This window comes from Tabrizicola sp. (assembly GCF_041911175.1).
GTDB lineage: Bacteria > Pseudomonadota > Alphaproteobacteria > Rhodobacterales > Rhodobacteraceae > Tabrizicola.
The window spans coordinates 1-14,081 of record NZ_JAYRPN010000051.1 but is presented as its reverse complement, the minus strand read 5'-3'; the positions used below and the strand labels follow the sequence as shown (position 1 = coordinate 14,081).

14 protein-coding genes and 1 pseudogene are annotated in these 14,081 nt (G+C 67.5%); 12 read left to right on the top strand and 3 right to left on the bottom strand.

Annotated elements, in window-relative coordinates; genetic code table 11:
- Positions 1-56: 56 nt before the first annotated feature.
- The 6 genes from trxA (at position 57) to ubiB (ending at position 6,806) form a co-directional block, all read left to right on the top strand.
- The gene (gene trxA / locus ACE3P6_RS06680) at positions 57-383 is read left to right on the top strand and encodes a thioredoxin (RefSeq protein WP_374372713.1); all 327 of its coding nucleotides are present in this window, start codon (positions 57-59) and stop codon (positions 381-383) included.
- A gap of 127 nt (positions 384-510) precedes the next feature.
- On the top strand, positions 511-1,401 hold the full coding sequence (locus ACE3P6_RS06675; protein WP_374392991.1) for a DMT family transporter: 891 nt from the start codon (positions 511-513) through the stop codon (positions 1,399-1,401).
- A 172-nt stretch (positions 1,402-1,573) separates the two neighbouring features.
- Positions 1,574-3,715: a polyribonucleotide nucleotidyltransferase gene (pnp, locus tag ACE3P6_RS06670; RefSeq protein WP_374392989.1), complete on the top strand. Its 2,142-nt coding sequence runs from the start codon at positions 1,574-1,576 to the stop codon at positions 3,713-3,715.
- A gap of 127 nt (positions 3,716-3,842) precedes the next feature.
- Entirely contained in the window at positions 3,843-4,427 is a 585-nt protein-coding gene (locus ACE3P6_RS06665) for a L,D-transpeptidase (protein ID WP_374392986.1), read from the top strand.
- A 103-nt stretch (positions 4,428-4,530) separates the two neighbouring features.
- Entirely contained in the window at positions 4,531-5,277 is a 747-nt protein-coding gene (gene ubiE / locus ACE3P6_RS06660) for a bifunctional demethylmenaquinone methyltransferase/2-methoxy-6-polyprenyl-1,4-benzoquinol methylase UbiE (RefSeq protein ID WP_374392984.1), read from the top strand.
- The gene (ubiB, locus tag ACE3P6_RS06655) at positions 5,274-6,806 is read left to right on the top strand and encodes a 2-polyprenylphenol 6-hydroxylase (RefSeq protein ID WP_374392981.1); all 1,533 of its coding nucleotides are present in this window, start codon (positions 5,274-5,276) and stop codon (positions 6,804-6,806) included. Before ubiE ends, ubiB begins: the two co-directional genes overlap by 4 nt.
- A 63-nt stretch (positions 6,807-6,869) precedes the next feature.
- Here the strand turns inward: ubiB and ACE3P6_RS06650 are convergent, their stop codons facing one another.
- Together ACE3P6_RS06650 and ACE3P6_RS06645 are read right to left on the bottom strand one after the other, a co-directional pair.
- Entirely contained in the window at positions 6,870-7,529 is a 660-nt protein-coding gene (locus ACE3P6_RS06650; protein ID WP_374392978.1) for a flagellar hook capping FlgD N-terminal domain-containing protein, read from the bottom strand.
- Positions 7,530-7,536: 7 nt separating this feature from the next.
- Positions 7,537-9,387: a flagellar hook-length control protein FliK gene (locus ACE3P6_RS06645; RefSeq protein ID WP_374392975.1), complete on the bottom strand. Its 1,851-nt coding sequence runs from the start codon at positions 9,385-9,387 to the stop codon at positions 7,537-7,539.
- Positions 9,388-9,496: 109 nt separating this feature from the next.
- Between ACE3P6_RS06645 and ACE3P6_RS06640 the strand changes: the two genes are divergently transcribed.
- The 6 genes from ACE3P6_RS06640 (at position 9,497) to ACE3P6_RS06615 (ending at position 13,099) form a co-directional block, all read left to right on the top strand.
- Entirely contained in the window at positions 9,497-9,769 is a 273-nt protein-coding gene (locus ACE3P6_RS06640; RefSeq protein ID WP_374372692.1) for a rod-binding protein, read from the top strand.
- Positions 9,759-10,067 (top strand): hypothetical protein, encoded by a 309-nt coding sequence (locus tag ACE3P6_RS06635; protein WP_374392973.1) that lies wholly within the window; start codon positions 9,759-9,761, stop codon positions 10,065-10,067. Before ACE3P6_RS06640 ends, ACE3P6_RS06635 begins: the two co-directional genes overlap by 11 nt.
- Before the next feature lie 194 nt (positions 10,068-10,261).
- Complete coding sequence (locus tag ACE3P6_RS06630) at positions 10,262-11,467, top strand: flagellin (RefSeq protein ID WP_374392971.1); 1,206 nt, start codon at positions 10,262-10,264, stop codon at positions 11,465-11,467.
- Positions 11,468-11,538: 71 nt separating this feature from the next.
- Positions 11,539-11,910 carry a flagellar biosynthesis regulator FlaF gene (flaF, locus tag ACE3P6_RS06625; protein ID WP_374392969.1) on the top strand — a complete coding sequence of 124 codons (372 nt, stop codon included), beginning with the start codon at positions 11,539-11,541 and terminating at the stop codon, positions 11,908-11,910.
- Complete coding sequence (flbT, locus tag ACE3P6_RS06620) at positions 11,907-12,311, top strand: flagellar biosynthesis repressor FlbT (RefSeq protein WP_374392967.1); 405 nt, start codon at positions 11,907-11,909, stop codon at positions 12,309-12,311. Before flaF ends, flbT begins: the two co-directional genes overlap by 4 nt.
- Complete coding sequence (locus ACE3P6_RS06615) at positions 12,308-13,099, top strand: DUF1217 domain-containing protein (protein WP_374392964.1); 792 nt, start codon at positions 12,308-12,310, stop codon at positions 13,097-13,099. Before flbT ends, ACE3P6_RS06615 begins: the two co-directional genes overlap by 4 nt.
- Positions 13,100-13,225: 126 nt before the next feature.
- Here ACE3P6_RS06615 and fliI read toward each other — a convergent pair.
- Positions 13,226-14,081 (bottom strand): annotated as a pseudogene (gene fliI, locus ACE3P6_RS06610) (flagellum-specific ATP synthase FliI); the annotation flags it as partial.

Sequence of the window (14,081 nt, the reverse complement as noted above, 5' to 3'; positions counted from 1 at the left end):
GTTCCGCCCCCCGATCCATACCTTCCTTACCCGACAAATCCCGCAGGAGAACGATCATGGGCGCTGCCACCGTCGCAGTCACCGACGCCACCTTCGACACCGAGGTCCGCAAATCCTCCATCCCGGTCGTCGTGGACTTCTGGGCCGAATGGTGCGGCCCCTGCCGCCAGATCGGCCCGGCGCTGGAAGAGCTTGCCACGCAATACGCGGGCAAGGTCAAGATCGTGAAGGTCAACGTCGACGAGAACCCCGACAGCCCCGCCGTCCTCGGCGTTCGTGGCATCCCGGCGCTGTTCATGTTCAAGGACGGCCAGGTCGTCTCGAACAAGGTCGGCGCCGCGCCCAAGGCCGCGCTGGAGAACTGGATCAAGTCGGCGATCTGACCCGCCCGACAGGCATCGAACGCCCGGCCCCACAAGGCCGGGCGTTTTTTCTTTGCCCGGTCGCTTTGCCCCCGGCATAGGTCGCAAGCCAGACGGCACGGGGCCACCCAACCGCCAGAGTGGCCCCATGCGCCCTTCGCCCCTCCTCTTCACCACCCTCGCCGCCGCGCTGGTCATCTGCTGGAGTTCCGGCTTTGTCGGCATCCGCTTCACCACCGACGCCGCCACCGTCCCGCAGATCCTCTTCGGCCGCAGCCTGATCTCTGGCCTTTGCCTCACTCCCTTCCTCCTGCGCGGCCCCCGGATCACCCCGCGCGCCGTGCTGGAACAGGGGCTCTACGCCTTCCTCGGCATGTTCCTCTACCTTGGCGGCTTTGCCCTGGCGATCGGCGAGGGCGTGCCCACCGGCCTCGTCGCGCTGATGAGCGACCTCGTCCCCCTTGGCATCGCCGTCCTGTCAGCCCCGATCCTGCGCCAGCCGCTTTCCCCCCGGCAGTGGACGGGCACGGGCATCGCTTTGGCCGGAGTCCTCACCGTCTCTGCCGACGCCCTCGCCCTCGGGCAGGCGCCGGTCTTGGCCTATGCCCTGCCGATCCTCGGGATGCTGGCCTTTGCGCTCTCGACCGTGGTGCAGGAGCGCCGCGCCGCGATCCCGCTGACCATCCCGCAGCGGCTCTGCCTGCAATGCCTCTGGGCCGCGCTGATGTTCGCCCCTTTCGCGCACACCGGCGGCGGCCTCTTCCCGCCGCTTTCCCCCGGCTACCTGATGGGGATGGCCTGGCTCGTCCTGCTGGCCACCTATGGCGGGTGGTTGATCTACTACCAGCTCCTCCGCCTCTACCCGCCCGCGATGGTCTCGGCCACCGTCTACCTCAGCCCGCCGGTGACGATGCTCTGGGCCTGGGCGCTGTTCGGCGAACCCCTGACCTGGGCGATGGCCACCGGCCTTGCCGTAACCCTTGGCGGCGTGGCGCTGGTGGCAACGGGGCGGATCGGCGCCCCGGCGGCGGCGGAATAGGGCTGCGCAGGTCTTTGCTTCCCAACCCCGCCGTTTTCCTGTAAGGCCCCCGCCATCTGAGACGTGAGGCCCGCCCCCGGGGCCCGTGCGAAGGATTTGGGGGATGGGCGGCAATGGGGCCGCCATTTATCGGGGGCACCGGCAGGGGCCGGGTCCTCAGAGGAAACGATACATGTTCAATGTGACCAAGAAATCCATCCAGTGGGGCAGCGAAACGCTCACTCTGGAAACCGGGAAAGTTGCGCGCCAGGCCGATGGGTCGGTGATCGCGACGCTGGGCGAGACCCAGGTGATGGCCAACGTGACCTTCGCGCGCGCCGCGAAGCCGGGCCAGGACTTCTTCCCGCTGACCGTTCACTATCAGGAAAAGTACTACGCAGCCGGCAAGATCCCCGGCGGCTTCTTCAAGCGCGAGGCGCGGCCTTCGGAGAAAGAGACGCTGGTTTCGCGTCTGATCGACCGGCCGATCCGCCCGCTTTTCGTCGACGGCTTCCGCAACGAAGTGCTGGTCATGGCGACCGTGCTGTCGTGTGACCTCGTCAACGACCCCGACATCGTGGCGATGATCGCGGCCTCGGCGGCGCTGACCGTCTCGGGCGTGCCCTTCATGGGCCCGATCGGCGCGGCCCGCGTCGGTTTCGTCGACGGCCAGTATGTGCTGAACCCGGCGATGGACGACATGACGCAACTGCGCATGAAGCCCGACCAGCGGCTCGACCTTGTCGTCGCGGGCACCAAGGACGCCGTGATGATGGTGGAATCCGAGGCCTACGAGCTGACCGAAGAGGAAATGCTCGGCGCCGTGGTCTTCGGCCACCAGCAGATGCAGCCGGTGATCGACCTGATCATCGACTTCGCCGAATCTTCGGCGAAAGAGCCCTTCGACTTCACCCCGCCTGACTATTCGGCGCTCTATGCCAAGGTGAAGAAGGCTGGCGAGGCGCAGATGCGCGCCGCCTTCGCGATCCGCGACAAGCAGGAGCGGACCGGCGCCATCGACGCCGCCGTCGACGCGATCAAGGCCGCGATGGGCGAGGAAGACCTTGCCGACGCCAACCTCGGCCCGGCGATCAAGCAGCTGGAATCGGCGGTCCTGCGCGGCGACGTGGTCAAGCACGGCCGCCGGATCGACGGTCGCGATACGAAGACCGTCCGTCCGATCGTCGCGGAGACCGGGGTTCTTCCCCGCGCCCACGGCTCGGCGCTGTTCACCCGGGGTGAAACCCAGGGCCTCGTCGTCACCACCCTTGGGACGGGCGAGGATGAGCAGATCATCGACGCGCTGAACGGCAACTACCGGTCGAACTTCCTGCTGCACTACAACTTCCCGCCCTATTCGGTTGGCGAAGTGGGTCGCGTTGGCTCGCCCGGTCGCCGCGAGATCGGCCACGGCAAGCTCGCCTGGCGCGCGCTGCAGGCGGTGCTCCCGGCGCCGACCGACTTCCCCTACACCATCCGCGTCGTGTCCGAGATCACCGAATCGAACGGCTCCTCCTCGATGGCCTCGGTCTGCGGCGGATCGCTGTCGATGATGGACGCGGGCGTGCCGCTGAAATCGCCGGTCGCGGGCGTCGCGATGGGTCTGGTGCTGGAAGATGACGGCTCCTGGGCCGTGCTGACCGACATCCTGGGCGACGAGGATCACCTCGGCGACATGGACTTCAAGGTCGCGGGCACCGCTTCCGGCATCACCTCGCTGCAGATGGACATCAAGGTCGCCGGGATCACCCCAGAGATCATGAAGCAGGCTCTCGCCCAGGCGAAAGACGGCCGCCTGCACATCTTGGGCGAAATGGCCAAGGCCCTCAGCGCTCCGCAGGGCTTCAGCGAATACGCCCCGAAGATCGAGACGATGCAGATCCCGACCGACAAGATCCGCGAAGTGATCGGCTCCGGCGGCAAGGTCATCCGCGAGATCGTCGAGGTCTCGGGCGCCAAGGTCGACATCAACGACGACGGCGTGATCAAGATCGCCTCGAACGACCAGAAGGCCATCAAGAAGGCGCATGAGATGATCTGGTCGATCGTCGCCGAGCCGGAAGAGGGCCAGATCTACACCGGCAAGGTGGTGAAACTGGTCGACTTCGGCGCCTTCGTGAACTTCTTCGGCAAGCGCGACGGTCTGGTGCACGTCTCCCAGATCGCCAACAAGCGCCTGAACCACCCGAACGAGTTGCTGAAGGAAGGCCAGGAGGTCAAGGTCAAGCTTCTGGGCTTCGACGACCGCGGCAAGGTGCGCCTGGGGATGAAGATGGTCGACCAGGAGACCGGCGCGGAAATCACCGAGAAGAAAGAAGAATCCGCCGAGGGCTGATTGTCCTTGCTGGCGTGAACGTGAAGGCCCCGGGCGAAACCCCGGGGCCTTTTCCGTCTTGTCTCACGCCATCTTGTGGTGCGCGTTACCCGCGTCCCCGCAAGGATTGCCCGAAAAGGACAAGCACATGACCCTTCTCACCCGTCGCACCTTCGCCGTCACCGGCCTGGCCGCCACCCTGCCCTGGCGCGCCTTTGCCGAAACCGAAGACGACTGGGTCATGCCCGAGGACTTCCTGCCCCGCCCCGTCCGCTTCCAGGACGAGCAGGAGCCCGGCACGATCATCGTCGACCCGGACTATTTCGCGCTCTACCTCGCGCTGACGCCCCGGCGGGGGATGCAGTACAGCGTCGGCGTCGGGCGGGGGAACCTTTATGAATCCGGCTGGTTCAGCGTCGGCGCCAAGAAGGAATGGCCCAGCTGGACCCCCACGAAGGAGATGATCGCCCGCGACCCCGACCACTATGCGCAATATGCCGACGGGATGCCCGGCGGGCCGAAGAACCCCTTGGGCGCCCGCGCGCTCTACCTTTTCAACGAAGCGGGGGCCGACACCTTCCTGCGCATCCACGGCACGCCCGAGCCCTGGACCATCGGCACTGCCGTCTCGAACGGCTGCGTCCGGCTGGCGAATGCCCATATCGCCGAGCTTTACGACCAGGTCGAACTTGGCGCGCCGGTCCTGCTGTTGCCCAAGGTGGAGACGGCCTAGAGGGCGCCCCTGCCCCGGCGCGCCCTCCTGCGGCAGATTGCGGTTTCCCTTCGCGCGCCCGGAGCGCTATATCCCGGCGGATGGCAATTTTCGGGCGGGCAGAATGACCGGGAACAAGACCACGCACTTCGGGTTCCAGGACGTGCCCGAAGCCGAGAAGGCCGGGATGGTGCATGGCGTCTTCAGCCGGGTCGCCTCGAAATACGACATCATGAACGACGTGATGTCCGTCGGCATCCACCGCATCTGGAAGGACGCGATGATGGACTGGCTGGCCCCGCGCCCCGGCCAGCGGCTGCTGGACGTGGCGGGCGGCACCGGCGACGTGGCCTTCCGCTTCCTGAAACGCGCGCCGGGGGCGAAGGCCGTTGTCTGCGACATGACCGAACCGATGCTGGTCGAGGGCCGCAAGCGGGCCGAGGCCGAAAGCCTTGCGCAAAGCCTGGACTGGGTCGTCGGCGATGCGATGGCATTGCCGTTCCCGGACAATTCCTTCGACACCTACACCATCTCGTTTGGCATCAGGAACGTGACCCGCATCCCCGACGCCCTGCGCGAAGCCTACCGCGTGCTGCGCCCCGGCGGGCGGCTCATGGTGCTTGAGTTCAGTCAGATCCCCAACGACCTGATGCAGAAGGCCTACGATCTGTATTCCTTCAACGTCATCCCGGTGATGGGCCAGATCATCGCGGGCGACCGGGCCAGCTATCAATACCTCGTCGAATCGATCCGCAAGTTCCCCGATCAGGAAACCTTCGCCGGAATGATCCGCACCGCCGGTTTCGGCCAGGTGAAATACCGCAACCTCTCCCTCGGGATCGCGGCCCTCCATTCCGGCTGGAAACTGTGAAGGGTCCGCACAACATCATCCGCCTGATCCGCACCGGCGCCACGCTGGAGCGTACCGGCGCGATGGACGTGGTGCTGGAGGCCTTCCGCGCGCCCCCGCACCTGCGCCTTGCCGCACGGATGCTGGGCTGGCCGTTCAAATGGCTGGGCCTGAAGGGCGACCCGGCGCTCCCCCCCGCCACCCGGGCGCTGACCGCGCTTGGCCCGGCCTACATCAAGTTCGGCCAGGTGCTTTCGACCCGCCCCGACATTGTCGGTGACGACCTGGCGGACCAGTTGAAATACCTGCAGGACAAGCTTCCCCCCTTCCCGACCGAGATCGCCAAGTCGATGATCGAGGCCGAGCTTGAGTTGCCCGTTGCCACGCTGTTCAGCGATTTCTCCGAACCCGTCGCCGCCGCCTCCATCGCCCAGGTCCACCGGGCGCGGATGGCGGATACGGGTGAGGACGTGGCGGTCAAGGTCCTCCGCCCCGGGATCGAGCGCGCCTTCCGCAAGGACATCGACGCCTTCTACCTTGCCGCCCGCTGGATCGAGCGCCTTGCGCCGTTTTCCCGCCGCCTGCGCCCCGTCGACGTGATCGCCCATTTCGAGGGCGTGGTGATGGGAGAGCTGGACCTGCGGCTGGAAAGCTCTGCCGCCGCCGAATTCGCCGCGAACACGGAAAAGGACGAGGGCTTCCAGGTCCCGAAACCGGTCTGGTTCCTGTCCAGCCGCAACGTGATGACGCTGGGCTGGGCCGAGGGGATCGGCCTGAACGACATCGCCCTGATCGACGCCGCCGGGATCGACCGCAAGGTGGTCGCCGCCCGCGTGCTGCAACTGTTCCTGAACCACGCGCTGCGCGACGGGTTCTTCCACGCCGACATGCATCAGGGCAACCTGAAGGTCGCGGCGAACGGCGACATCATCGCCTATGATTTCGGCATCATGGGCCGGATCGACGAATATACCCGCCGGGTCTATGCCGAGATCCTGATGGGCTTCATCCGCAAGGATTACCGCCGCGTCGCCGAGGTGCATTTCGAGGCGGGCTACGTCCCGGCGGACCGCGACATCGACGAATTCGCCCGCGCGCTCCGGGCCGTGGGCGAGCCGATCTTCGGCATGGATGCCAGCCGCATCTCGATGGCCCGGCTGCTGGCGTATCTGTTTGAAGTGACGGAACGTTTCGGGATGGAGACTCGGACCGAGCTGATCCTGCTGCAACGGACGATGGTGGTGGTCGAAGGCGTGGCGCGCAGTCTGGACCCGCATATCAACATCTGGCAGGTCGCCCGCCCCGTCGTCGAGCGCTACATCCGCGAGAACCTGGGCCCGAAGGCCGTGCTGCGCGACCTTCTGAAGACCACGCGCGTCCTGGCCCGCTTCGGCCCCAGGCTGCCCGCCCTGGTCGAGGCGCAACTTATCCGGACCGGGAACCCCGCCACTCTCCCGCCCCGACCGCAACACCCGCTCGCGCCGCTCTTGTGGATTGCGCTGGCAGTGGCGGCCTTTGCGACGGGGATGCTGGTCGACCGCCTGCTCTGACCGCTGGGCCGGACCAAATTCCTTCGAAGGAATTTGCCAAGAATTTTCGAAAATTCTTGTCCCTCACCCCTGAGGTTCGCGGAGCGCGGTGACCTCGCTGGCCAACACTTCCGCCCCGCCTTCCAGCACCAGCCGGGTTCCGCTGCTGCCCCCGCCCTTAGCCTCGATCACGCGGGCATAGTGCTCGACCGGCGTCGTCGCGATCGCCGTCTCGCCGTTCAGGCTTTCCAGCGTGATGGAATAGGTACCTGGCGGCAGGGGGTTGCCGTCGATCCCGGCGCCAAGCCACTGATAGGGCGCCGTGCTGACCGGGATCTCCTCGCGCGAGACGAGATTGCCCTGCGCATCCTTCACCACCAGCACGGCCCGGTTGGCGCCCGCAGCCGGGTTCGGCGACAGGGTCACCGCCGAGCCATCATAGCGGACAGGCGCTGCCGACCGCGCCTCCTTGCCGATCCAGCTTGCCATTTCCGCCATGCCGAGCTGCTGGAACTTGCCCTGCATCTCGGCGAGAAGCTGGTTGGTCTGCACCTGCTGCTCGACCCCCGAGAAGGTGGCGAGCTGCACCGCGTAGTCCGCCGAATCGATCGGGTTCATCGGATCCTGGTTCTGCATCTGAACCGTCAGCATCCGCAGGAATGTATTGAAATCCGAGCTGATCTTCGGCGCGGATGTCGAAGGCGCCGTCGCGCTGGTTGCGGAAGTGGCAGAGGTGACGTCCATTCTGGCCTCACAGTCTCAGGTCAAGGGAAGCTGCGCCGAGAAGACGCGGCGAAGCATGTGAAGGGGCGGCGGGATCAGGCCGGGAAATGCCATCGAAGACCTGTCCGGTCCCGCCTTCGTGCCCGTCCGTTCCCGGCTGTCGGTCGCCCTGCTGGCCAAAGCCGATATCCGCCCCGGCATAGCCTGCCGACCGGAAGGCGTCGGCCAGTTCACCCGCATGGCGACGGAACAGGTCCAGCGTCTCGGGGCGTTCGAAGGTGATCATCACCACCAGCCGCTCCGGGTTGGCCGCATCCGGTTTGAGTTTCACCCGGACATGCCCCAACTCTTCCGGCGACAGCGCAAGCTCTGTCTCGCCCTCCGCTCCCGGATTCAACGCAGCGGCCATCCGGGCCACAAGCTGCGGAACCGGCATGGGGGGGGCAGCGGGACCAGGGCCCACCGCCGCCGCGAGCGGAGCCGGGAGGCCAGCCCCTGCGGCAAGAAGGCCGGGATCGCCGGACACCTCTCGCGCGGGGGCAAGGTCTGGCGCAGCGTCCGGGGCAGCGAGAGCGGGCACGCCCATCCCTGGGTTGGGTGCGGCGGCTGTGCGCGTATTGTCCGGAGGGGCAACTGCTTCCGGTACGCGTGATCCAGCGGACACGACAGCCCCCGAACCACCTGCGGGTGCTGTTCCAACGCCGGAATCGACGGCACCGACCGACCCGGGGCCGCGACCCGCCGACCCGATCGCCATGCGGGACTCCTGGCTCGCGACCCTTGCGGCCACGGCGCGGTCTTCGGGGCCAGGAAAGCCGTCCTGATCCATCGGTGCGGCCCCGGCTTCGACCGCATCCTCCGTCCGTGCGGCCCCGGAGAGAAGCCGCTCCCAGATGCTCGCCGGTGGCACCGCGTCGGCGCCCCTGTTCCCTGGGCCGATCCCAGCCTCTTCCCGCATCCGGGTCGGGGCAATCGACCTTTGCAGGCCTGCGACATGTTCCCCGCGCAGGATCGTCTCTCCATCCGCCACCGGAAGCGCGGGGATGGCAACCGGATTGCGCAGGGTCCCATCATCAGGGAGATCGGGCCGGACCAGCGGTGGGGTCGGGCTTGCCGCCAGCCCCGGCCCGGCCCCGGACAGGAAAGGTGCCGGCCGTTCGCCAGCGACGGCAACCTCTCCAAGACCAAAGCCCGGAACACCGGCACCGCCATTGCCCCCATCGCCGGGCCTGGCCGCAGGTCCCTGCCCTGGGTCCGGCCAGGCCCGAAGAGCCTGCGCCGTGACGAAGGACCTTGCCGCGCGCGATCTGGTGCCCTCCGGTCGCCCACCCGGGCGCTCGGGACTGCCGGATTCTCCCCTGCTCCCAGGCCCAGACTCTCCCGCCCCGGCAAGGACAGGGGCGACCTCCCCGTCCGTATCCGCCGCGAATGCGATGGCCCCGGCGGACCCTTCCCCGCCCGGAAAAGCCGCCATCTTCCAGTCGCCGCCGCCCCCGAGCGGCTCGGAAGCCGACTGCGACGACAGCCCCGGTTCCCCTGCCAGGACCATGTCGCCCGACCCACAGGAAGACCGTGCGACGGCGCCCCGGTCCGCGCGACCGACCACCACGCCCCGACCGGCCGCATCCACCGGCCCGTCGGCCTCCGCCTCGCCGTCCATCGGCATCGCAGTGCGCCAGAGCAAGACCGGAACCGCCACCGAAACCATGCCTTCGGCCACGGGCGGGTCGTCCGTCGCCGCCCCGCCACCGGGTTCGGTGCCGTCCTCGGCCAGCGCAAGACTGAACCCTTCGCAAGACCCATCCTCCACCGGCGAGGCGGGCCCGGCACCGGACTTGGCCAGAGGGAGAGACGGGGACAGGACCAGGGCGCTTTGCATGATTCCACGACTTCTGCCGCATTTGCCCCGTTATCCCGGCAAGAAGTTACCCATTCTTTACTCCCCTCGCGGATCGTTGCGGAAAATCCGACCGATCCCGGAGACCCCGATGGACATCCAGCCGATCACCGCCCAGCCGCCCTCGCGCCACGACCAGCTCATGCACAAGGCCGAGGAGCTGGAGGCCACCTTCCTCTCCGAGATGCTCGCCCATTCCGGCCTGGGCGAGATGCAGGGCAGCTTCGGCGGCGGCCAGGGCGAGGCGCAGTTTTCCTCGTTCCTGCGCGACGAACAGGCGAAGCTGATCGTGCAGCAGGGCGGGATCGGGCTGGCCCAGCTGATCTTCGATTCGATGGTGAAGGCCGAAGACCATGCCGCTTGAAGCCCTGCTCGACCAGGCCGCCGCCGCGCTGATGGCAGGCGATCTTGCCGCCCTCGCGCGCCTCGCACCAAAGATCGAAGCCGCGCGAATCGCCCCGACCGACCGCGCCAGCGCCGAGCGGTTGCAGGCAAAAGCCCGGCGCAACGCCCGGCTGCTGGAGGCGGCGACCCGTGGCGTGAAGGCCGCGCGCCTGCGCATGACCGAGATCGCCCGCGGCCCGACGCTCACCACCTACGACGCGCGCGGGCACAAGGCCGAGATTGCACCGCTTGGCCTGACCCCTGCGAGACGCGTCTGATCTGTCTCAAATGCCGGGCATTTCCCGGACTGCGCTTAGGAATTGGTTAGCTGCTTTGAGGCTTCATCGTCCTTGCGTCCCATGCCGGGGCGGCGCTTCCCGGAAGACCGGCAAGCACGGACAGAAGCCCAATCTGCCACGCCTCGTGGCTTTCCGGCCGTGAAACCTGCGGCCCTCACGTGAAGGACTGAAACATGTCGTCGATCCTGACCAATACCAGCGCGATGGTTGCCCTGCAGACCATGAAGGGCATCAACGCCAACCTGAACAAGACCCAGGCCGACATCTCGACCGGCAAGTCGGTCGCCAGCGCCAAGGACAACGCCGCCGTCTGGGCGATCTCCAAGGTGATGGAATCGGATGTCGAAGGCTTCAAGGGCATCTCCGACAGCCTGTCCGTCGGTTCGGCCACGCTGACCGTCGCCCGCAACGCCTCGGAAACCGTGACCAAGCTCCTGACCGAGATGAAGGGCAAGATCGTCGCCTCCCAGGCCGAGAACGTCGACCGGACCAAGATCCAGACCGACATCGACGCGCTGACCAAGCAGATCGAATCGACCGTCGGCGCCGCGCAGTTCAACGGGCTGAACCTGGTCAACGGCTCGCAGACCACGGTCAACGTGCTGTCCTCGCTCGACCGCAGCCAGACCGGCGTGACCTCCTCGAACATCACCGTCGATGCGCAGAACCTGTCGACCAACGCGGGCGCCGCGCTGACGGCGGGGGGCGGCACCCTGTCGGCGGCCAGCGTCGTCACCGGCACGCCGGTCACGCTGGACGCCTTCGCCTTCCAGGGCGGCGCCGGGGCGCTGGCCGCGAACGATGCCACCGCCGACCCGGCCGACCTGACCGAACTGGTCGCGGGCGACAAGATCAGCCTGAAGATCGGCACGGTCGAAGGCAGCTATGTCGTGCAGAAAGGCGATACCGGCGATGCGCTGGTGGCGGGCCTCAAGGCCTCGCTGACCTCGAACGGGTTGTCGGACAGCGACTTCACCCTGACGCTGAACGCGGGCGAGCTGGAGGTGGCGAACAACACCAACCAGGCGGCGGCCATCTCGGCGACCGCGACGCGCGGCACCGGCGGCCTGGCCGGGCTGAACACCATCGACGTCGTCAACTCGCCCACCACGGCCCTGCAAGACATCGAGGGCATGCTGCAAACCTCGATCAATGCCGCGGCCTCCTTCGGTTCGTCGCAGAAGCGCATCGACATCCAGAACGAGTTCGTCGGCAACCTGACCGACTCGCTCAAGACCGGCATCGGCGTGATGGTCGATACCGACATGGAGGAAGCCTCGGCCCGGCTGCAGGCGCTGCAGGTCCAGCAGCAGCTTGCGACCCAGGCGCTGTCGATCGCCAACCAGCAGCCGCAGGGCCTGTTGTCCTTGTTCCGCTAAGCTTTTCGGGCCGCGGGGGTTGACCCTCGCGGCCCGGCCCACCCCAACGCTTTCGAACAGATGGACACCCCATGACCTTCTATTCCGCCATCAGCTATGCCCAACGCGCGGCGCCGACCCGGTCGCTGCGTTCCGTCGAATACGACCTGCTCGCGCAGGTGACGCAGCGCCTGCGCAGTGCCTGGACCAACCGGACCACCGATTTCCCCGCCCTTGTCCGCGCCGTGACCGACAACACGCAGCTCTGGTCCACGCTCGCCTCCGACGTGGCGCTGCCTGGCAACGGCCTGCCGCAGGCTTTGCGGGCGCGGCTGTTCTACCTTTACGAATTCACCGCGAAGCACAGCCGCGCCGTGCTGGACGACAAGGCCAGCGTCGAGGTTCTGGCCGACATCAACATGGCCGTGATGCGGGGCCTGCGCGGCGACGGGGGGGTGAAATGACCGGCCTCGTCCTGAAGCTCGGCCCGCATGAACGGGTGCTGATCAACGGCGCGGTGATCGAGAACGGCGAGAAGCGCTCGCGCCTCGCCATCATGACGCCCAACGCCAACATCCTGCGCCTGCGCGACGCGATCCACCCCGAGGAGGTGAACACCCCCGTCCGCCGGGTCTGCTATATCGCCCAGCTGGTGCTGACCGGCGATGCCAACCCCGACGAGGCGCGATTGCAACTTCTGCGCGGGATCGAACAGCTTTCGCAGGTGCTGACCGACTACGACAGCCGCACCCAGCTGACGCTCGCCAGCCGGGCGGTGATGGAGGATCAGCACTACCAGGCGCTGAAGGCGCTGCGGTCGCTGCTTCCGCGCGAGGAGCGGCTTTTCGCCGCCGGCCGCGCGTGAGCTTCCAGCCGGTCCTGCCGCTGTCGGGTTACACCGGCTGGGGGTTCCTCAAGCGCACGATGGCGCGGCAGCAGGCCGTGCAGCAGGCGGCTCCGGCACAACAGCGGGACGAGGCCTATTTTCGCGACCGGATCGGCAAGGCCGACACCGCCGAGAAGCTGGTCAGCGACAAACGGCTGTTGCGCATCGCCCTCACCGCCTTCGGGCTGGAGGGCGATGTGAACAGCAAGGCCTTCGTCCAGAAGATCCTGGAAGGCAGCACGCTGAAGGAGGGCAGTCTTGCCAACAAGCTGGCCGACAAGCAGTACCAGAAATTCGCCGCTGCCTTCGGTTATGGCGATTTCTCGGTGCCCCGGACCAAGCTGTCCACCTTCGCCGACGAAATCCTGACGCAGTACCGCGCCCGCAGTTTCGAGACGGCGGTGGGCGAGCAGAACAATACCTACCGGCTGGCGATGAACGCCGAACGCGAACTGCCGCTCCTGGCCGCCAGGACCAGCAGCGCGGAGGCGAAGTGGTACACGATCCTCGGCTCCGCGCCGCTGCGCGAGGTGATGCAGACCGCGCTGGGCCTGCCCGCCAGCTTCGCCTCCATCGACATCGACCAGCAGGTCTCGGTGCTGAAGGCGAAGACCGAGGCGGCGTTCGGCTCCGCCGACCCGGCGCAGTTCAAGGACACGAAGACGATGGATGCGCTGGTGCGCCGCTATCTCCTGCAGTCCGACATCCAGGCCCAGGCCAGCAACAGCTCCCCCGCCGCACGGGCGCTGGCGCTGCTGCAGCGGTGATTGGGCGGACTGCGGCAAATCTTAATCAATCCTGAACGTCCGCGCGCAACTTATTGAAATCACTCGCACGAATTTTCTGTCCACCGTGGACATCCCCGCCGAAGGCAGCCCCTTGCGGCCCCCGGATCACCCCTTCAGGCTCGCCTTCAACCGCTCGAAGCTCCCCACGATCCCCGTCTCCGGCGCCGCCTCGGCCAGGAACCCGTCCAGCCCCGGCCAGACCTTGATCGCCCGGTCGATCACCGGGTCCGACCCGGTCGCATAGAGCCCGGCCTGGATCATCATCTCCGCCCGGTCGTAGGCCCCCAAGAGCCGCCGCGCCTCGCCGATCAACCCGTTCTCCTCCTCCGTCGCCGCCTCCGGCAGCGAGCGGGAGACCGACCGGAGCAGGTCGATCGCCGGAAACCGCCCCCTTTCGGCAATCCGCCGGTCCATCACCACATGCCCGTCCAGCACCCCCCGCAGGATGTCGGCCACCGGCTCCTCCATGTCCGACCCGGCGACGAGGACCGAGAACACCGCCGTGATATCCCCCGCCCCCTCCGGCCCCGGCCCGGCACGCTCGGCCAGCCCCATGATCGCCTGCGTCAGCGAGGGCGGGAAACCGCGCAAGGACGCCCCCTCGCCCCCCGCCAGCGCGACCTCGCGGTGGGCCTCGGCGAAGCGGGTGACAGAGTCGACCAGCAGCAGCACATGCTTGCCCTGGTCCCGGAAGTGCTCCGCCACCGCCATCGCCGTCAGCGCGCACATCCGCCGCATCAGGGGCGACTGGTCCGAGGTCGCGGTCACCACCACGCTGCGGGCCATCCCCGCCGGGCCGAGCACCCTTTCGGTGAACTCCCGCAGCTCCCGCCCCCGCTCTCCCACCAGGGCGATGACGACGACATCGGCCGCCACCCCCCGCGCGAACTTGGCCAGCAGCGAGGACTTGCCCACGCCCGACCCGGCGAACAAGCCGATCCGCTGCCCGCGCACCAGGGGG